Annotated in this window: 18 protein-coding genes; 10 read left to right on the plus strand and 8 right to left on the minus strand. The window is 41.3% G+C overall.

From position 1 onward, the window contains the following. The first annotated feature begins 144 nt into the window (after positions 1-144). The gene (gene ushA, locus ACROAE_RS18390) at positions 145-1,872 is read left to right on the plus strand and encodes a bifunctional UDP-sugar hydrolase/5'-nucleotidase UshA (RefSeq protein WP_432404833.1); all 1,728 of its coding nucleotides are present in this window, start codon (positions 145-147) and stop codon (positions 1,870-1,872) included. 147 nt (positions 1,873-2,019) lie between these two features. Here the strand turns inward: ushA and ACROAE_RS18395 are convergent, their stop codons facing one another. The 6 genes from ACROAE_RS18395 to ACROAE_RS18420 form a co-directional block, all read right to left on the minus strand. After that, the gene (locus ACROAE_RS18395) at positions 2,020-2,865 is read right to left on the minus strand and encodes a D-hexose-6-phosphate mutarotase (RefSeq protein ID WP_432404836.1); all 846 of its coding nucleotides are present in this window, start codon (positions 2,863-2,865) and stop codon (positions 2,020-2,022) included. 176 nt (positions 2,866-3,041) lie between these two features. Continuing rightward, the gene (locus ACROAE_RS18400; RefSeq protein ID WP_432404839.1) at positions 3,042-3,659 is read right to left on the minus strand and encodes a DUF938 domain-containing protein; all 618 of its coding nucleotides are present in this window, start codon (positions 3,657-3,659) and stop codon (positions 3,042-3,044) included. Beyond that, positions 3,659-4,321 carry a response regulator transcription factor gene (locus tag ACROAE_RS18405; protein WP_432404842.1) on the minus strand — a complete coding sequence of 221 codons (663 nt, stop codon included), beginning with the start codon at positions 4,319-4,321 and terminating at the stop codon, positions 3,659-3,661. The genes ACROAE_RS18400 and ACROAE_RS18405 overlap by 1 nt, the downstream gene beginning before the upstream one ends. Positions 4,322-4,780: 459 nt before the next feature. Next, positions 4,781-5,218 carry an acyl-CoA thioesterase gene (locus ACROAE_RS18410; RefSeq protein ID WP_432404845.1) on the minus strand — a complete coding sequence of 146 codons (438 nt, stop codon included), beginning with the start codon at positions 5,216-5,218 and terminating at the stop codon, positions 4,781-4,783. A gap of 105 nt (positions 5,219-5,323) precedes the next feature. Continuing rightward, complete coding sequence (locus ACROAE_RS18415; protein WP_432404848.1) at positions 5,324-5,587, minus strand: Rho-binding antiterminator; 264 nt, start codon at positions 5,585-5,587, stop codon at positions 5,324-5,326. A 180-nt stretch (positions 5,588-5,767) separates the two neighbouring features. Then, the gene (locus tag ACROAE_RS18420) at positions 5,768-6,301 is read right to left on the minus strand and encodes a SixA phosphatase family protein (protein ID WP_432404851.1); all 534 of its coding nucleotides are present in this window, start codon (positions 6,299-6,301) and stop codon (positions 5,768-5,770) included. A gap of 331 nt (positions 6,302-6,632) precedes the next feature. Here ACROAE_RS18420 and ACROAE_RS18425 point away from each other — a divergent pair, with 331 nt between their 5' ends. Beyond that, entirely contained in the window at positions 6,633-7,871 is a 1,239-nt protein-coding gene (locus ACROAE_RS18425) for an HD-GYP domain-containing protein (protein WP_432404854.1), read from the plus strand. Between the two features lie 177 nt (positions 7,872-8,048). Here ACROAE_RS18425 and ACROAE_RS18430 read toward each other — a convergent pair whose 3' ends face one another. After that, a complete protein-coding gene (locus ACROAE_RS18430) occupies positions 8,049-9,113 on the minus strand; it encodes a 3-deoxy-7-phosphoheptulonate synthase (RefSeq protein WP_432404858.1) in 1,065 nt (354 codons plus the stop codon). Positions 9,114-9,319: 206 nt separating this feature from the next. After that, positions 9,320-10,132: a posphoenolpyruvate synthetase regulatory kinase/phosphorylase PpsR gene (gene ppsR / locus ACROAE_RS18435; RefSeq protein ID WP_188952407.1), complete on the minus strand. Its 813-nt coding sequence runs from the start codon at positions 10,130-10,132 to the stop codon at positions 9,320-9,322. 127 nt (positions 10,133-10,259) lie between these two features. On the opposite strand from ppsR, the gene ppsA reads away from it, so the two are divergent. From ppsA to ACROAE_RS18475, 8 genes are all read left to right on the plus strand, one after another. After that, positions 10,260-12,629: a phosphoenolpyruvate synthase gene (gene ppsA, locus ACROAE_RS18440; protein ID WP_432404863.1), complete on the plus strand. Its 2,370-nt coding sequence runs from the start codon at positions 10,260-10,262 to the stop codon at positions 12,627-12,629. A 128-nt stretch (positions 12,630-12,757) separates the two neighbouring features. Continuing rightward, positions 12,758-15,805: a D-2-hydroxyglutarate dehydrogenase YdiJ gene (gene ydiJ, locus ACROAE_RS18445; RefSeq protein WP_432404868.1), complete on the plus strand. Its 3,048-nt coding sequence runs from the start codon at positions 12,758-12,760 to the stop codon at positions 15,803-15,805. 31 nt (positions 15,806-15,836) lie between these two features. Further along, positions 15,837-16,289, plus strand: coding sequence for a DUF1285 domain-containing protein (locus ACROAE_RS18450; protein ID WP_432404871.1), 453 nt, complete (start codon positions 15,837-15,839; stop codon positions 16,287-16,289). A 112-nt stretch (positions 16,290-16,401) separates the two neighbouring features. Then, positions 16,402-16,821 (plus strand): MarR family winged helix-turn-helix transcriptional regulator, encoded by a 420-nt coding sequence (locus ACROAE_RS18455; RefSeq protein WP_432404874.1) that lies wholly within the window; start codon positions 16,402-16,404, stop codon positions 16,819-16,821. 510 nt (positions 16,822-17,331) lie between these two features. After that, positions 17,332-17,772 carry a hypothetical protein gene (locus ACROAE_RS18460; protein WP_432404877.1) on the plus strand — a complete coding sequence of 147 codons (441 nt, stop codon included), beginning with the start codon at positions 17,332-17,334 and terminating at the stop codon, positions 17,770-17,772. 299 nt (positions 17,773-18,071) lie between these two features. Then, positions 18,072-18,875: a DUF2971 domain-containing protein gene (locus ACROAE_RS18465; protein WP_432404881.1), complete on the plus strand. Its 804-nt coding sequence runs from the start codon at positions 18,072-18,074 to the stop codon at positions 18,873-18,875. 123 nt (positions 18,876-18,998) lie between these two features. Next, a complete protein-coding gene (locus tag ACROAE_RS18470) occupies positions 18,999-19,358 on the plus strand; it encodes a hypothetical protein (RefSeq protein WP_432404883.1) in 360 nt (119 codons plus the stop codon). A 293-nt stretch (positions 19,359-19,651) separates the two neighbouring features. Continuing rightward, on the plus strand, positions 19,652-20,359 hold the full coding sequence (locus ACROAE_RS18475) for a uracil-DNA glycosylase family protein (protein WP_432404885.1): 708 nt from the start codon (positions 19,652-19,654) through the stop codon (positions 20,357-20,359). The last annotated feature ends 359 nt before the right edge of the window (positions 20,360-20,718 follow it).

A 20,718-nucleotide genomic window follows, 5' to 3' on the forward strand; every position in this document is an offset into this window, starting at 1 on the left:
GTCTATTTAAGTTATTGTTATTAGTGTATTAAAAATCACATTTTGTCATAAAAATGAAATCAAAAACCGTCAATCTTTGTTATCATTCAGCCTGTGAATTGGATTTTCACAGATTTAAAAATAAATAATAACTCGGGGTAAATCATGACAAACATGTTAATTAAAGGATTAGTTGCAACGGCTGTATTAACAGCATTAACCGGTTGTAACAGTGACGATAAAACACACTTAGTAGAAACGCCTGTCGCAACAACATGTGCCGAAGCAGGTGCAGATTGTAAAATATTTACAGTATTACACACCAACGACAACCATGGCCGTTTCTGGTCTAACAGTGATGGCGAATATGGTATGGCAGCGCGTAAAACGTTGATCGACCAAATTCGTGCTGAAGTCAGTGCAAACGGTGGCGAAACGTTATTGCTATCTGGCGGTGACATCAACACAGGTGTTCCAGAGTCTGATTTACAAGATGCTGTGCCTGATTTTATTGGTATGAACGAAATCGGTTACGATGCTATGGCAGTGGGTAACCATGAGTTTGATAACCCATTAGCAGTATTAGATTCACAACGCTCAATTGCTAATTTCCCAATGCTTGCTGCAAACATTTATAAGAAAGATGGCACACGTTATTTTGATGCCTACAAAGTATTCGATGTTAATGGCGTTAAAATTGCTGTTATCGGCCTAACCACCGAAGATACCGCTAAAATTGGTAACCCAGAATTTATCGGTGATTTAGATTTTAAAGATCCAAAAGATGAAATTGTCAAAGTAATAGCAGAAATTAAAGAAGCAAAATCTGCAGATTTGATCTTCGCAACGACTCACATGGGTCACTATGCTGATGCTGCAAATGGTAGCAATGCCCCTGGTGATGTTGCCATGGCTCGTGCGTTAGCTAAAGGTGATTTACAAGTTGTTATCGGTGGTCACTCACAAAACGCAGTTTGTATGGAGCCAGGTACTAACGCATATAGCGAAACATTTGAACCAGGCAGCGAATGTACACCTGATATGCAGAATGGCACTTACATTATGCAGGCTCACGAATGGGGTAAGTACGTAGGCCGTGCAGATTTTGAATATTTCAACGGTGAAATGCATTTAGTAAGCTACAAGCTAATACCTGTTAATTTGAAAAAATCAGTAACCGATGCTGCAGGTGTTAAAACTAAGGTATTGATTGCTGACGCAATTGAAGAAGATGCAGCATTAAAAGAATTGCTAAAATACTATCAAGATCAAGGTAGCGCTAAGTTAGGCGAAGTGATTGCAACCACTGATGGATTGTTAGATGGTGAGCGTGCAAACGTACGTAGCATGCAAACCAACTTAGGTCGTTTACTTGCTGATGCACAGCGTACTAAAGTTAAAGCTGACATTGGTGTGATGAACTCTGGAGGTGTACGTGCATCTATCGAAGCGGGTAATATCTCTTACCGTGACGTGCTGACCGTTCAGCCATTTGGTAACATGGTGACATTAAGCACTATGACTGGTGCAGAAGTCACAGAATACTTAAACACAGTAGCATCTTTCCAACGTGGTTCTGGAGCTTATGCTCAAATCACAGGTGTGAAAATGACGGTAGATTGTACTGCGCAAACAGTCGCTATCAGTGAAATCAATGGTAAAGATTACAGTGCCACTGATTCTTATAGCTTTACAGTACCAAGCTTTAACGCTGCTGGCGGTGACGGTTATCCAAAACTTAACCCAGTAGCAACAGGTTATGTGGATGCTGAAGTGTTATACACTTTCTTCAAAGACAAAGGTACTATTGTTGCAGCAGATTATGCGCCAATGGGTGACATTGTTTATGAAAACTCAAACAGCCCACTAGGTTGTGAAGTAGCGGCTAAGTAAGATGCATTAAATGGTTTGCCTTGTATTTGGCTAGCCAAGATGCTCTGAGTAAAGTTGATAAATGTGTTAACAAAAAAGGTAGTTTAGGCTACCTTTTTTATTTTCTCAACTTTTTATTTACTCAACTTAGCCTATGCGATGTTGAGTTTACTTCCAGCGAATATGAGTTGTTAGCGTATGGCTCTCACCGGGGGCGAGTACGACTTTATCTTCTAATACATTGGCCGCTTCTAGGCACACCATTGAAAGATAATCATCGCTATTAAATCGAGACAGTCTTATTGATTTGTCTATCCACGGATTCCATAACACCGCAGACTGACTATTCTCACGGCTTACCACAATAGTCCCTTGTGGCGTATGCAACTCTTGGCAACTGGCTAAATCGGTATAAACGCGATCAGTTTCCCGGTCAAAGGTGACGTTATCTTGTGGTTGTTGAATCGGTCCTTGACCAAATTCAATGTATTTTGATTGGCTAAAGCCACTGGCGGTTAGTTGATGAATATCATCAATCGGGAAATAGCTGTGCAACGCTTGAGTTAAGCTAACACTCGTATCGTCATTGTTGGTATTCACAATACTGACTGACAATGATTCGCCTAAGGTAAATAGCACTTTGACTTCGGTGTTATGTGGCCAATATTGACGTTCAAATTCTGTTGCTGGCAAGCTAAACACTAAATCAACAATTTGGTTACGCATCTTGACTGACTCAAGTTTCCACAGCTTATTACGAGCAAAACCGTGTTGAGGGAAATCAGGGTTTTCATTCATGCCAAACCACGGCCAGCACACAGGGATGCCACCACGAATACCATTACCCGGTTGATAATCATCAGCAGATGAAACCCACAAAAGAGGGGGTTTACCCACAGGGATAAATTGGTCTATCTGAGCGCCTTGCATAAAAATTCGTGCCTGACAAAGCTCAGTGTCTACCTTGACATACTCAAGACCATTTGGGTGTTTTAGGGTGGTAACAGAACCCATAGTGTGTGTCCTTGTGTTAAAAGCTGTTTAAAATAATTGTTGTCGTCTTAACAGACGATAAGCCGCTAGCTTAGCGTATTTCTTCCCGTACGATAATACTCTTGTCGTGTGCAGCCTATTGTCTGTATCGTGTTGAATTAGTGATGAAGAGTCTGTGATAAATGGCGGGAGAGGGATTATGTGCGAGTAAAATACAACAGCCTATTATTTGCAGGCATCGCGACATCTTCTGTAAGAATAAGCCCTTGTTGTTTAGCTAAAGTGGTTATCCATTCAATATCCCGTATACCGCTTAATGGATGTTGCTGCTTTAGCCAAACGTCAAACTGTGCATTACTGTCGCTGGTAAATTCACCTGAATAATTAAACGGCCCATAAATAGCAACACATCCTTTAGGCGCGAGTGTTTTACCACAACCCACAAAAAAGGCTTCTACTAATTCACAGCTCATGATGTGTAGTGTATTTGCTGTATAAATCGCATCGATAGCGGCCACTAATTTTGGCCACGACTGACTGACATCAAGTTCGATGCCATCAGCTAGGTTGTTAAGCGGGTAGTGTTGTAATCGTGCCTGTAAATTATCGAGGTAATGTGGCTGGTCACTAGGCTGCCAGCGAAGGTGCGTTAAATGCTCTGCAAAAAATACACAATGCTGCCCTGTACCGCTGCCGATTTCTAGCACCTGAGTTGTGTGGCTTAACCACTGTACCAGATGAGTTAATATTACATGCTTATTGTTTTCGCATGCCTGTGAAAAAGGCAATTGTGCGAGTGGGATAGTATTTTGCATTACGATAGATCGACTTTTTCCATTTCTAGTTGCTGTAAGGCTATGACAGCTTGGGTACGATTGCGCACGCCAAGTTTTCGAAATATCGCTGTTGCATGAGCTTTAATGGTCGCTTCCGACACACCAAAATCATAGGCTATTTGCTTGTTGAGCAGCCCCTCGGCAAACATTTGCAATACTCGATATTGCTGTGGAGTTAAATCTGATAGACGGCTGGCCATTTTATCGGTTGGATCGTCAGACACTGGCACCAATTGAGTACCGCTAGGTAACCAAATATCACCGTATAATACCGCGGTGAGCGCATCAGTTAATGACTCCATAGAGGCAGATTTAGGAATAAACCCACTGCTTCCATAATGGACCGCACGGCTAATAGTATTAATGTCTTCGTGGGCCGAAATTACCACCACAGGAATATCTGGATAGTGAGTTCTAAGATGGATCAAGGTCGAATAACCATGAGATCCAGGCATTTGTAAATCCAGCAGTATGAGATCAAATTGACATTGTTTGTTATTCAGCACATTTTCCAGCGCTTCAGCACTGTCGGCTTCAACCCATTGAGTTTGATTGAATGCACTGCTCAATGCCTGTCGTAAGGCATTACGAAATAACGGATGATCATCTGCAATGACGATATTTAAATTTTCGAGCTTCATGGCGTTTTTTATTCTATGTTGCACGTGAAGATTAATTCAATGTAACAGAAAAGCAATCGAGTGTTCTATTGCTTTATGCATCAAAATGATGCTTTTTTGTGAATAATACCATTGTGCGTTAATAAGAGATGACTCAACGAGAGTTTAAAAGGGCTTAAACAAGGGGCATGACTGAATGAATAGTGGTCCTTTTTCGAAGCTATACAACGCAGTGTAAGCCCTTTAAACACTCGCCAGAAAGGAATGTCCCAGAGGATTTACTCAGCGTACTCGCTATGTGAAAAGGAACGACCATTAGTGTATCGCGACGCTTTAATCAAAAACTGCTGGACGGATTCTGAGTGGTTACTTATTTAATGCGGATTGGTGTAAACAGCAAAGTATGACTTTAGTTTAGGTTTACATCACAGTTTGTTCGATAGCAGCGCAGCACAATGGCTGCGCTGACAAAGACCGCCATTAAGCGTGAGGCCACACTTGTGTAGGTTGTCGATTTTCATCAATTGCAACAAAGGTAAATACACCGCGAATAGCATGTTCGCGATGATCTTTGTACATGTCTTCTACATAAATATTCACCTCAACTTTTAGTGAGGTGTTACCCACATGGATCACTTTAGCAATCAATTCCGCTAAGCTGCCCGCTGGAATGGATTTTTTAAAATCAATACGGTCAGAGCTTACAGTAACTAACGATTTACGACAAAAACGTGTCGCGGCAATAAAGGCCGTTTCATCCATCCACGCTAATGCGTCTCCACCAAACAAGGTGTTGTGATGGTTAGTGTTAGAGGGGAAAATGGCTTTAAATACTCGCGCTTCAGAATGGATAATGCGTGCAGCGATATCTTCAGGAAAATCAGTTTCAGTTTGATCTGGATTTTGAGCAAGGGACATACAACGACCTAAAATTAAACAATAGACAGGATTAAACGCGGCGCATTGTACTGTATGAGCTTAAGCGGTGTCGAATATTACCCAGTGTGGTTTGTTTTCTCTGCGCTAGCCGAGCAGTAAATGCTCAAATACAGGGTTAGCGCTGAGTACATCAATACGTCTAATGTCAGTTAATATAATGTCTATTGGTTGCTGTTGTTGAGTGACGCCGCGAATCGCTTCGTGTTTTGTGCCACCTTGTTGCACGATTGTCGTTTGAGTAAAGTGGCCCACAATTTCAACACCAGAATGCAAGCTTAACTTCACTTGATACTGATGTAAGCACATGATTTCGATAAAATCATAATGAGCACAATTAATTGGGGGCATTTACTCTTTTTATCCTTTAAGTATTCAGCATTCAGCATTCAATGTACAGATGCAAAGTCTCAACTCATTTACGTGGGTGAGTTAATCGCACATCTATTGACGTAATAAATAGTCGTGCAATTAATCAGGTAGTTAATCACTTCGCTAGCTACATCACTAACAGCATCACTAGCTACATCGTTAATATCGTAATAGTACCGTCGATACTTCATGGTTATTACCATCGACAGTGACTATATAGAGTCTGTCGAACTCGCTTGCATCATTAATGGCAGGCTGTTTTTCTGCGCCAAGCAGTTCTGCCAGTGCGGTTGTGGTATTGCTGTGGCCGATCACCAAAATATGCCCTTGCTGACTTAACAATACTTCTGCTGCTTTTTGAAGATCTGTAGGATCATATAAACTGGGTGCCAGATGCTGCTCTTCAGCTACCGCCAATGCGGTTTCACGCGTGCGCTTATAGTCTGTGGTATACACTTTGGCTAACGGGGTGCTTGATAATACTTGAGCTAAACGGATGGCCCGCAGTTTCCCCTGTGCAGATAAGCTCGGATCTTTTCCCTCAAGCTTTTCTGCATGTCTTACCAAGTAAAACACTTTTGCTTTAGCATTTATCATTTGCATAGGTATATCGGTATTTGATGTCTGTGCCATTAATGAACTGCTGAATAGCATAAGAAAGAAGGTGAGTGCATATCGAATGTCATTAGTCATGTATTAATCCATTAATTTGATGGTCATTGTGTTACCGAAAAAGCGCTTTATTTTATCTATCAACACGTTCGGCGTTTATCCTAGCAATAAACTTTCGTTTATGCAGGTTTTCTTTCTTTCGTTTAATCGTTGCACCAACATATAGGTTTATGATGTGGACATTGCCGTTCAGTGCTTTATGTATTAGAAATTATAGATGATTTTAGCTGTGATATGAATGAGATGGACTATTGTTAATTCATACCTTATTTTCTTTTAAAGCAGCAAGACTTGCTTTAGCAAGACATTTATTACCATGCTCACCGGATTGGTTAACCATTAAGGAAAGGATATGCCTGAATCGTTAGAGGCTCAAATTATTCAATTAGAACCAGATGATGCACTACCTTTATGGCGCCACACCATTTTTATGCGCATATTTACTGTGCTAGCGGTACTGAGTATCCCTTTGTATATCACAAGCGTATATGTATGTATTGACCAAGGAATTTGGTACATGGCGGCCTTTGATACGCTCTGGTATGGCTTGTTGCTATTCATTCTCTTTTGGCCTTCGTTAGCAGATAACACCCGATATTTATGGGGCTGTTTGTTGGCTTTTTTTGTCGGTGCAGGATTTTTGCTCGCGGTGGGCCCTTCAGGTGCGGGTTTGTTTTGGTTGTTTACCTTTCCACCGTTAACCAGTGTGCTGCTTGGCGCAAAGCCTGCGGTAATCGCTCAGGTTGTTAATGCTGTCTTGTTAATACTCACAGGAATTGCATTTCATTACGATTGGTTACATTGGCCTGTGATGGAACACTTTTCAACGACAATTTGGTATGTTGTCGTGATTAACTTTTTGGCTACCTGTGCCATAGTGACCCAATCTATTTCCTTTTTGCTGGGTAAATTGACCCATTCATTGCAATCGACATTAGCATCAAGACAGGCGACCGTGATTGGGTTAGCAAAATTAGCGGAGTATCGAGACAATGATACTGGTGCCCATCTTATTAGAATGCAGCAATACGCTAATATGCTCGCAAAACAAAGACTAGATGATGAACACGTGCCGGCAGAGTTAACAGAAGCTTTTATCAAAGAAATCAGCTTGTCATCGATTTTGCACGACATTGGCAAGGTGGGAATTGCAGACCATATTTTACTTAAACCCGGTAGATTAACCCCTGAGGAGTTTGAACACATCAAAGCCCATCCTGTTATGGGGGCTAAAGTGATCGATAGCTTGCTGAAATATGCGCCTCAATGTGAATTTCTGTTGATGGGGCGAGACATTGCTGGTGGTCATCATGAGAAGTGGGATGGCAGCGGTTATCCAAAAGGCCTTAAAGGTGAATTAATCCCATTGTCAGCAAGGATTGTGGCATTGGTTGATGTGTATGATGCGTTAACCTCTCCGCGTTGCTATAAGCGTCCATTTACACATGAAGAAGCCAAAGAGATAATAACGGCAGGTCGGGGTAATCACTTTGACCCAGCACTAGTTGACAGCTTTATGACAATTGAACAACGCTTTGCTGATTTATCGCAGGCCTCTTTGGCACACCATTCAGTAAGTTATGAGCCATAGATAATCAACTTTTACGATTGATTAAGTGTGCCGTAGGCAATGTTGTTAACAACATGCCCGCACTCATTTTATCGTTGCCCATAAAAATGCCAGTCTGTGTAAACTGGCATTTTTTATGGGCATTTAACTTTGTTTATTTGCAAGCATGCTGATGCTTGCAAATAAATTGAACTGGGATTACTTAGCCAACAGATTTTTGCGGTCACGAGAAGCTTGCGCTAATTCACGCAATAACGTTTCAGAATCAGCCCAATGCAAACACGCATCCGTAATACTTTGACCATACATTAAAGGCTCGCCTTTAATCACTTTCTGATTACCTTCAATCATAAAGCTCTCAGCCATAATACCGGCAATGGCGGTACTACCATTGCGCATTTGTGCCATGATACTGTCTGCAACGTTTAATTGATTTTTATGCTGCTTTTCGCTGTTTCCGTGGCTAAAGTCGACAACCATACGTTGGGTTACGCCGACGGTTTCAAGCTGTGCGCGTGCAACTTCAATATCTTCAGCTGAATAGTTAGGGGTTTTACCACCACGTAAAATAATGTGACCAAACGGATTACCGTGTGTGCGGTAAACGGCCATGGCACCGTCTTTATCTGGAGAGTAAAAAATATGCGGTGCTTGCGCGGCACGAACAGCATCTACAGCAATATTAATATTACCGTCAGTGCCATTTTTAAAGCCAACAGGACAAGACAAAGCAGAAGCCATTTCACGGTGGATTTGGCTTTCCGTCGTACGTGCGCCAATGGCACCCCAGGTGATTAGATCAGCAATATATTGTCCGTTCACCATGTCTAAAAACTCAGTTGCAATCGGCAATTTAAGTTCAGTAATTTGCTGTAATAACTGACGTGCCATACGTAAGCCTTTATTTGGGCTAAAGCTGCCGTCTAAATCGGGATCTGAAATTAAGCCTTTCCAGCCCACAATCGTACGTGGCTTTTCAAAATACACACGCATCAAGATGCATAAGTCGTCTTTAAGCTCATGGTGAAGGTCTGATAAGCGCTGCGCGTATTCTAGTGCCGCTTTAGTGTCGTGAATGGAGCAAGGACCAATAATCACGAGCAAACGTTGATCTTCGCCCGCTATGATGGCTTCAACTTCGCGACGCTGAGCAACAAGGTAATCAGCTGCATCTTGAGTTAAAGGATATTCTGAAGCCAACTGAGCAGGAGAAATAACTTTGCTTAATAAGGTTGTTCTGAGTTCATCTGTTTTAATAGTCATGCATATTACCGAGAAATCGTGAGATGCATCTGCATCATATTGCTCGAGATTATATACCCAAAGAAGTTAAAGATGCGAGGCTTAGCCTAGGATTGTAGGCACTAAAAAACAGATTGCCTTAAAAGCCAAAGGCGAATCAACCTAAGTCAACATCGCCATTTGATGATTTTTTATGCTATTTAAAGCCCAAATCGATTGTTTATTTATCAGAACATGTGGCGTTTAAGACCGGTAATATCGAGAATTTTAGTGGCAATTTCTTCAACCGAATGATTGGTGGTATTCACGAATGGGATGCGCTCTTTTTTGTACATCATCTCAACTTCTTTGACTTCAAGGCGGCATTGTCTTAGTGAAGAATAACGACTGTTTTCCATGCGACTTTGACGTATTTCATGCAAACGATGAGGATCAATGGTTAACCCAAAAAGCTTCGACTTATTGCGTTTGAGTGCTTCAGGTAACTTGAGGTTATCCATGTCATCTTCAGTAAAGGGGTAGTTTGCAGCCTTTATACCAAACTGCATCGATAGATATAAGCTTGACGGTGTTTTACCACAGCGCGATACACCTAATAGAATAATATCGGCTTTATCCATGTGTTTCATGGTTTGGCCGTCATCGTTTTCCATCGTGTAGTTAATGGCATCGATACGGGTTTCATAGCCATGATTACTTTTACCATGAGTACGGTGCAATAAAGGCTTAGCTTGCACGCCTAAGTGTTGTTCGAGTGGCGCAACAAAGGTGTTCAAAAAGTCATAATCGACACATTCACTCGAAAAAATCACGTTACGAATTTCAGGATTAATGATTGAGTGGAACACTAACGGTCTTTCACCTGTTGTAATAAAACAATCATTTATTTGCTGCTTAACTTTTTGAGCTTTTTGAATAGTTTCCACAAACGGAATCGTAAGTGCTTCAAATTCTATAGGAAATTGTGAAAGTACGGCATGACCAAAAACCTCTGCTGTGATCGCGGTCCCATCTGAAATATAGAATACTTTTGGTGTCATTCTGACCTCTTGTAGTAATAAAATTACAAATAAAATTATAGATTTACGCGTCTTGTATGGGAGTGTAAGATGCTATTGCCCTCGTGTGAAGTGGCCACTGAAATAAAAAACTTGCGGAGATAAAACTGTGCAGCAATACGTACTCTGGTATCAAGAATTAGGCATGGGTGATGTAAACAAGGTTGGCGGAAAAAACGCATCCCTTGGAGAGATGATCAGCAATCTGGCTAATGCAGGGGTTCAAGTTCCTGGCGGTTTTGCAACGACCTCTCATGCGTTCAATGAGTTCCTTGAACAAAGTGGAGTTAACCAGAAGATTTTTGACATTCTGGCTACATTGGATGTGGATGATGTCAATGAACTGGCAAAAGTAGGTGCACAGATCAGACAGTGGGTTATCGAAACCCCATTCCAACCTGCGCTTGAAGAAGCGATTCGTGAAGCTTATGAGCAATTGTCGAGTGAAACACAAGACGCTTCATTTGCGGTACGTTCATCAGCAACTGCTGAAGACATGCCAGACGCATCGTTTGCAGGCCAACAAGAAACATTTTTAAACGTTAAAGGCTTTGATGCCGTCATGCTAGCAATTAAGCATGTATACGCTTCACTCTTTAACGACCGTGCAATCTCTTATCGTGTTCATCAAGGTTACGAGCATCAAGGTGTTGCTTTATCTGCTGGCGTACAACGTATGGTGCGTTCAGACAAAGCGGCTTCTGGTGTTATGTTTACCATGGACACTGAGTCGGGCAACAACGACGTTGTATTTATCACTTCATCATTTGGTTTGGGTGAAATGGTAGTGCAGGGCGCGGTTAACCCTGATGAATTCTATGTGCACAAGCCAATTTTATCCCAAGGCCATGATGCAGTAGTGCGTCGTAACATTGGCAGTAAGTTGATTCAGATGGTTTACTCTGATGATGCTTCTCATGGCAAGCAAGTTAAAATCGAAGACGTTGCTGCAGATCAGCGCCGTATATTCTCTATCAATGATGCAGAAGTGATGGAGCTTGCAAAGCAAGCAGTGATCATTGAGCAACATTATGGCCGTGCGATGGACATCGAATGGGCAAAAGATGGTAATGACGGCAAACTGTATATTGTACAGGCGCGTCCAGAAACCGTTCGCAGCCGTGAAGATGTGCAACTAATTGAACGTTACCATTTAAAAACCAAAGGCGATGTGATCTGCGAAGGTCGTGCTATTGGTCATAAAATTGGTACTGGTATTGCCAAGGTATTAACCTCAATTGACCAAATGGATCAAATTGAGCCAGGTGATGTGTTAGTGACTGACATGACTGACCCAGATTGGGAACCTATCATGAAACGCGCTAGCGCGATTGTTACCAACCGTGGTGGCCGTACTTGTCATGCTGCGATTATCGCTCGTGAATTAGGTGTGCCAGCTGTTGTAGGTTGTGGTGACGTGACCGACCGCATCAAAACCGGCGATATTGTTACCGTTTCATGCGCCGAAGGTGATACAGGCCTTATTTACTCTGGTAAACAAGAATTTGAAATCATCACAAACCGTGTTGATACATTGCCGCCATTACCAATGAAAATCATGATGAACGTCGGTAACCCTGATCGTGCATTCGACTTTGCTCGTTTACCTAACGAAGGTGTCGGTTTAGCGCGTTTAGAGTTCATCATTAACCGCATGATTGGTATTCACCCTAAAGCGCTATTAGACTTCAACGACCAAACTGCTGAATTACAATCAGAAATCAATGACATGATTGCCGGTTACGATTCGCCTGTTGAATTTTATATTGCACGCTTAGTGGAAGGTATTGCGACTATCGCCTCTGCGTTTTACCCGAAAAAAGTTATCGTACGTATGTCTGACTTTAAGTCTAACGAATACGCAAACTTAGTCGGCGGTGACCGTTATGAGCCTGAAGAAGAAAACCCAATGTTGGGCTTCCGTGGTGCTAGCCGTTATATTTCTGAATCATTCCGCGATTGTTTCGCACTTGAATGTGAAGCGATTAAACGTGTTCGCAACCAAATGGGCTTAACCAACGTTGAGGTGATGATCCCATTTGTTCGTACCGTAAGCGAAGCTTCTCAAGTTATCGAATTACTTAAAGAGCAAGGGCTAGAACGTGGTAAAGATGGTTTACGCGTTATTATGATGTGTGAATTACCGTCTAACGCCTTGTTAGCTGACCAATTCCTAGAGCATTTCGATGGTTTCTCTATCGGCTCTAACGATTTAACTCAGCTAACACTAGGTTTAGACCGCGACTCAGGAATCATCAGTCACTTGTTCGATGAGCGTGATGAAGCCGTTAAAGTATTATTGGCTATGGCCATTAAAGCGGCTAAAGCGAAAGGTGCTTACGTTGGTATTTGTGGTCAAGGCCCATCAGACCACTCTGACTTTGCAGCTTGGTTAGTTGAACAAGGTATCGACACCGTGTCATTAAATCCAGACACCGTTATTGATACTTGGCTATATCTTGCCGAAGCGCATGGTTAATTTAGCCTAAATAGCGTTAAAAATTGCAGCTCAACCTGCAATTTTATCAAGTTGTCATAAAAGCCGCTTTTTAGCGGCTTTTTTTTGTTTATAATGAACTCAATATACTCATAATAAATAAGTCCTCTATGTTACCTTTGCTATCACATAAACAAACATTAGAACCTATCTATCTAGAATATCTCGACGCGCTTGAACAAAGTGAGTTTGAAGGTGAAATAGACAAGCGTTACAGTGCGCGGCTTATTCAAGCAACCGATAACTCGGTATATCAATTTTTGCCTCAAGCAGTCATTTACCCATTGCATCAGCAAGATGTTGAACTCGTTTTGGCATTAGCCTCTCAACCTCAATATAAGCAAGTGACATTTAGTGCTCGCGGTGGCGGCACAGGAACCAATGGCCAATCACTGACCCACGGACTTATTTTAGATGTGTCTCGCCATCTAAACCAAGTGCTCGAGATTAATGTAGAAGAAGGTTGGGCGAGGGTACAAGCAGGTGTGGTAAAAGATGCATTAAATGATGCATTGCGGCCACATGGTTTCTTTTTTAGTCCAGATTTATCAACGTCAAACCGTGCCACCATTGGCGGTATGGTCAATACAGATGCCTCAGGTGCAGGCTCATTGGTTTACGGTAAAACATCCGATCATGTATTGGGCGTGACGAGCGTGCTTATCGATGGCAGCGTACTTTGTACAACGCCTGTGGCCAACCCACAGCTTGACCAACAACCCTATGGCGACAATCAATTAGCCAACACCATCGCTAAGCAAATCGCAGATGTATGCCGCGAAAAGCGTAGCACTATTATTGAGCGTTTCCCAAAGCTAAATCGCTTCCTAACAGGGTACGATTTAAAGCATGTGTGGAATGATGATCTAACACAGTTTGATCTGTCACGTATTTTAGCAGGCTCAGAAGGTACGCTTGCGGTCATAACCGAAACCAAGCTTAACCTCACGCCGTTACCCAAAACACGCATGATGGTGAACATAAAATATGACTCATTTGAATCAGCACTGCGTCATGCTCCATCATTAGTTAAAGCCAACGCGACCGTGGTTGAAACCGTCGACTCAAAAGTGCTCAACCTTGCTCGAGAAGATATTATTTGGCACTCGGTGGCAGACCAAATCAAAGCGGTGCCTAACAAGATCATTGAAGGTCTTAACATGGTTGAGTTTGCTGGTGAAGATGATGATGTGATCCAAAAAATTGCCCTGCTTGAACAAATGCTGTCAGAACAACTGAGCCATGAGCAATATGGTTTAGTGGGTTTTCAAATCATTAAAGACCGCAGTGACATAGACAGTATTTACGCCATGCGCAAAAAGGCCGTCGGGCTACTTGGCGCCACAAAAGGCACTCGCAAACCGCTAGCGTTTGCTGAAGACACCGCCGTACCACCCGAAAACCTAGCCGACTATATTATGGCGTTTCGTGCACTACTCGATAGCCATAATTTGCAATACGGCATGTTTGGCCATGTAGATGCAGGTGTATTGCATGTGCGCCCCGCATTAGATATGTGCGATCAAGCCGATGAGAAACTCTTAAAAGTCATCTCCGATCAAGTGGCTGCGTTAACCCTTAAATATGGTGGCTTAATGTGGGGCGAACACGGTAAAGGAGTACGCGGCGAATATGGCCCTGCGGTATTTGGCGATGAGCTTTATGCTGTGCTTGAGCAAATTAAAGGCTGGTTTGACCCAGACAATCGCTTAAATCCGGGTAAATTAGTCGCACCGCCAAAGTCTGGCCCGTTAATGTTCAATGTCGACAGTGCCAAACGTGGCAGTTTCGACAGACAAATCCCGGTGCAAACGCGTAACGCATTCCCAGATGTTATGAACTGTAATGGTAATGGATTGTGCTTTAACTACAGCAGCTATTCGCCCATGTGTCCGTCATTTAAAGCCACCGGCGACAGAGTACAGTCACCTAAAGGCCGTGCCGGTCTTATGCGTGAATGGCTTCGTTTACTTGAAGCAGAAGGTGTCGATGTCGACGCATTAGCAAAGTCAAAACCACTAGGGTGGATGCAGCGTACCCAAAATACCCTCAATAACCAACGTGATTACGATTACTCACATGAGGTAATGGAGTCACTTAAAGGCTGTTTGGCCTGTAAGGCTTGTTCAGGGCAATGCCCTGTTAAAGTAGATGTGCCTAAGTTTAGAGCGCAGTTCTTTAATATTTACTACAAACGTTATTTACGTCCAGCCAAAGACTATTTAGTGGCAGGTATCGAAGACTCGTTGCCACTGATGGCTGCAATGCCAAAATTAACTAACCTTGCTTCGCAAAATCCACTGAGCCAGTGGGTCATTAAAAAAGCCATTGGTTATGTGGATGCGCCTAAACTGTCGGTGCCCACATTAAAGCAACGCTTAGACGGCCATGGTAGCCGAGGTTATGATTTAGATGCTTTATGCGCTATACCAGAAGCTGAACGCAGCCAATATGTATTAGTGGTACAAGATCCATTTAACAGTTTTTATGATGCAGGTTTAGTGTATCGCTTTATTCAATTGATTGAAAAATTGGGCTTAAAGCCGGTATTACTGCCGTTTAAACCCAATGGTAAACCGACGCACATTAAAGGTTTTTTAGACAAGTTTGCCAAAACAGCGCAAAACAGTGCCGATTTTTTAAACCGCGTTCACGCGCTGGGCATGCCGATGGTCGGCCTCGATCCTGCTCTAGTGTTATGCTATCGAGACGAATACAAAGAGGTATTAGGCCAACGTCGTGGTCCGTTTGAAGTGTTGCTAGCCAATGAATGGTTAAGCTCAGTCGTTGCAGCACGCAATGATTCAGTACCGTTAACAAATGATGCCCCAGAGTTTACCTGGTTTAGCCACTGCACAGAGTCAACTGCCAAGCCCAATACCGCTAACGAGTGGAAGGCCATATTCAGTCACTTTGGTGCTAAGCTCAACAGTGTCAATTTAGGCTGTTGTGGTATGGCGGGAACTTATGGCCATGAGCTAGAAAACCTTGAGCGTTCAGAGCAGTTGTTTGACATGTCATGGCAACCGACGATTGCGCAAATAGCCACGCACAGCCAAGTATTAGTGTCGGGGTATTCCTGCCGTAGCCAGGTTAAACGCTTTGCAGGGTTTAAACCTCAGCATCCAATTGAAGCATTACTTAAATTAATCAACTAAATGCATTAACGAGATTAAACAAGGTAACAATATGGCAGATGAAACAGCAGCATTACATTCATTTATCCACTCAGGTGAGGCTGCGCTGTGCAGTGAAGACGTGCTGTTTCATATTCAATCCAATGGTGATTGGCTGTATTTAAATAGCCCATTACCGCCTAAGTTTGCTGCACTGTTTAGCAGTATTTTGCATTGCATCGACAACGAATATTACCTTATTACCCCAGTTGAAAAGGTGAGAGTCAGTGTCGACAGTTACCCGTTGATATTGGTGGATTATGAGGCGAGCTCAATAATAGAATCGCCTCACAATACTCAATTAGCCTTTACCAGCAGTATTGGCACACATCTCCAAACGGTTAATCTTGCTGATGTTATCGTTACCGATGATGGCATTTATGCCCCTTTGGTTAGAGGCTTAGTCGGCCAACTTAATCGTGCTTGTTATTATCGATACATTAATGAGTATTTGTCTTGTGACTAAAAATGCTTCTTATCACGTATAGAAATGGTAATCTGAATGAGTTCGAGCGTGTTTAATTGCTGAGCATAGTGATGCAAACTGAACATGCCAATGACGGTGTTGGAGGTATCATTTGAAACGCTTTGAAAGTTTAAGTTACCTGATTTCCCATCTAAATATTACTTTACAGCAAGAACTCGACTCGCGCTTAAAGCGTTATGAGTTAGACAGTAAACTGTGGCCAGTATTATTTACCCTATGGCAAGAAGAAGGGCTCAGCCAAACTGAACTGTCTAAGCGTTGTGATGTGGCCAATTACACCATGACCCGTCTGCTTGATACTTTGCAAGTACAGGGATTTATCACCCGTCATCAAGAAGCCGACAATCGTCGCGCTTTTCAAATCTTTTTAACCGACAGCGGTAAAGCATTAGAACTAGACTTAGTGCACGAAGCCGAGTGGGTTAATGAACGCTTTTTAGCGGTACTCACTGACGCTGAGCAAGATGAATTTATGCGCCTGTTGAATAAAGTGAATCAGTTTAGTCTGTAAAGGTTAAAGTTCAGCGTTGCTTTTGTCCTATTAAATCAGTGTGCATGACTCTTTTTTGTCCCCAAAGTATGTTTGAAATATGGCCAGCGACCACTTACATCTTGGCGCTTCACTCTGCTTCAGACGACATTTAACTGGCTTGCAAATGTCGGCTAGATATCCAGTGGCAGCTAGTCTCTCACCTTTATGTGGTGTGTACTGTGCATAAAAACAGTTGTAATGGTTTTTGGCGTGTCTTTAAGTTTAATCGGCTAATAAGTAAACTAAAGTAGTATGAACAATAATTCTCGAATGTTGTAATGCATTGAAATTAAAGTGTTTTTGTTTGCTGTCAAATATTGGGTTCACTTTTAACGCGCAAGCTCGCTTTTATTGGTCTGTGGAGTTAATTAAAACTGTTTTACATCAATAAGATAGTAAATGTAGGATGATATTAATCAATAACTTAAATGACCGACTTTAAATTTATTTGGCCATTCAATAAGCTGTTATGTATAGCAAGGAGGTTCCGTGGCTTACGATAGAGCTGATTGGCATTACGGTGGTGATTACCCTGAAGATTTACCGCTAGAAAATGCAGGAACACATATAGGGTTATTTTTAGCTTGGATTATAAAAAATAACTTAGAGGGTGAGTTCCATCAAAAAGAGTCTTGTGAAAATCTTATAAAAGTTAGAAATGAAGAAATCAGTGGAAGAGATTTTCTAATCGATATGTGCGATGAGAAATTCTGGGAAGAAGACCTAAGTGAAGAAGGTCAATCTTTTACTAAGCATTACTACGAATCAGATCTTTATCTTAACAACTACGACAGTGCTTTGTCTTCAAATCTTGAAACTTTATATCATGTCGAAAATTCTTGGGATAATTATCATAAATTAGCTCCTTTAATTTCTGCAGCTTATGATAAATGGAAAAAGCCAAAGAAGTTTTGGCAGTTCTGGAAATAGCTATACATAACAAGTCGTTAAAGCAGGACAAATAACAGTTGGCTTTTGCTCCTGCGTCGCTTATTTTAGCCAACAATTATTTGCCTCTTAACGAGGCGTTGAGGTTGTAGAATTACTCTAAAGTAGAAAATCGTGGGTGATTCTTGTGTTTATACAGCCCGTAAAACTCACTTTATAGTAGAATATTCCCTCAGATTTCACGTAGCAACGCAATTTGAGGCTTAATTTTTAATAAATTCTGAGGCTGTTTTTTCTAAAATAGAAATTCTACAGGCTCGTTATGTGTCATGGAGGCTGTGTTGAATATCCCAAAAAAGTTATATAAATATGAATCTGTTTCGGTTCAGTCCTTAGTAAACCTTAAATCACAAACAGTTTATTTTGCTCCTCCTTCCGGCTTTAATGATCCTTACGATTGTGCTTTAAAAGCGCAGATAGCAGAACCGACTGATTCTGAAATAGAGAGCTTGCGTGAAGTTTATTTGGCTAAGGATTGGCCTAAAGAAGTCAAAGAAAAACTTGATAAAGCCTCATTAAAAGAATTAAAACCAGGGCTATTTCGAGCTGCAAAAGATGCTAGTGAGCAAATAATTGACAATTTCATCCGGAGTAGAGGCGTATCTTGTTTCTCGGAAGTAAGCGATGAACTCTTAATGTGGGCACATTACGCAGATAAATACACTGGCTTTTGTCTTGAATTCTCAACTAATCACGAATTATTCGAAAGAGCTAGAAAAGTAGACTATGTAGAAAAAATCCCACTGTTAAATATTAAAAATATTTATGCTGATGGTGAGCGAGATGAAATGATGAACTTGTTTTGTACAAAATCGAAATCTTGGGCTTACGAGAAAGAATGGAGAGTCATTCATAGTGATGCCGGAACTGCTTATACATACCCACCTGAAATTTTAACTGGTGTCTATTTCGGGCCTAATATGCCTTTTGAAATGTTAGAAATAATATGTTTAGTTCTTAAAGGCCAGAACCCTCATGTGAAATTATATCGTGGTAAAAGAAGCGAGCTAGCCTTTAAAGTAGAATTCGAAGAGTTTAACTACACACCATATATTGAAACTCCAGTAGGGAGTTCTGGCACATAACAAGCCAATGAAGCGGGACTGAAAACAGTTTGCTCGGTTTCGCTTCGCTAATTTTTAGCCCCTTATTGGGGCATTAGGTCAATATTCATACATTCATTTCAATCTTAATTTTTAGGGATAACTGTGGAACAAAAAACTATTAGTCCATTAAAGGAAGCATTTCAAAATGTTCGAGAGCAACAAAATATTGATCTTATTCTTCCTGTTTTATTAACATCTGATTTATATATTATTACCGCAGAAACAGAACCTGGCGTGTTTGATTACTTTTATACAAAGTCACCTAATCCAGAACGATTTTGTGTAACTCTAGCCGAAAACGAATCTACTCTAGCTTCTGTAAAATGGCCGAAGCGAAAAATGACTGGCCGTGAATTATTAGTTGATCTGCCAGATGAAATAGAAATCATAATTACTTATGAAGACGGCGGAGACTATATTACTAGAGAACACTTACAGTGGTATCGGAAGCAATTGGCCTAAAAAGCCAATTAACAGGACTAAAAACAGTGGGCTATCGCTCGTGCCTCACTCATTTTAGCCCACAATTTTTCGCCTGTTATTAGGGGGGTGAGGCTGTAGAATTTCTCTAAAGTAGAAAATAGCAGGTGATTTTTGTGTTCATACAGCCCGTTAAACTCACTTTCTAGTGGAATATTCCCTCAGATTTCACGTAGCAACGCAATTTGAGGCTTAATTTTTTAATAAATTTTGAGACTGTTTTTCTAAAATAGAAATTCAACAGTCTCGTTAAGTCACTTGAGTTTGAGGTTTATATGCAAGCACAGAAGTACCTAAGCTTACTTAGTCAACTAAAAATTTCTAAATATAAAAATAGCTCTCAGAGTTTGTGTTGTTTTAATGCTCAAAAAGGAAATGAATATAACAACAATCTTATGATCGTCGGGCGAGCTGTAAATGGTTGGCACCATGAGTTTGATATGAATAATTTAAACGTAGAGACGATGGTTAATGAAATCTTTAATCAGGCGGCTACTTCTGATTGTCCGTTAAAGTGGGTTGAGGATTCGTGGGGGATTAATGAAGGATACAATACAAAGTCATCTGCATTTTGGCGTGTTACCAAACAAGTATCTCAATGTTTAAATGAAAATTCTTCAAGTACAGGATGGGCTAGTAAAATTGTATGGTCAAATCTTTACAAAATTGCTCCAAGCATTACAGGAAATCCTAGTGACAGTCTGTGTGATAAACAGTTTGTCTACTGTAATGAATTACTACTTGCTGAAATTGAAGAATACAACCCAAGAGTAATTATTTTCTTTACTGGTCTTAACTGGTTTAATGGCTTCTTAAGCAATGCTGTATCACTAGCAAGTAATAAAGAACATAGTTTGGTTGAGGCTCATGGAGTCTTAAAGATTAATGATGAAGAAGTCATAATCATAATTGCTAAACATCCTCAAGGCAAACCAGAGGCAGAGATGGTAAATGAAATTTTGAGTATCACATCGGTGACTTAACAAGCTGTTAAACAAGGACTAAATACAGTTGGCTTTTGCTTCTCGTCGCTAATTTTAGCCAACCACATTTAGCCTGTTAACAGGGCGTTGAGGCTGTAGAATTTCTCTAAAGTAGAAAATAGCAGGTGATTTTTGTGTTCATACAGCCCGTCAAACTCACTTTCTAGTGGAATATTCCCTCAGATTTCACGTAGCAACGCAATTTGAGGCTTAATTTTTTAATAAATTTTGAGTATTAAGCGACAATTACGGTGGCCGGTCTAGCGACAATTATCTTGGCCGGTTGATCTGATAAGGTTCGGTACAGCAGAACGGAGGAGTTCACTGTGCCGGGAACACGAATCACTGATCAGCAGGTC

The organism is Shewanella sp. MF05960 (assembly GCF_050849305.1).
GTDB lineage: Bacteria > Pseudomonadota > Gammaproteobacteria > Enterobacterales > Shewanellaceae > Shewanella.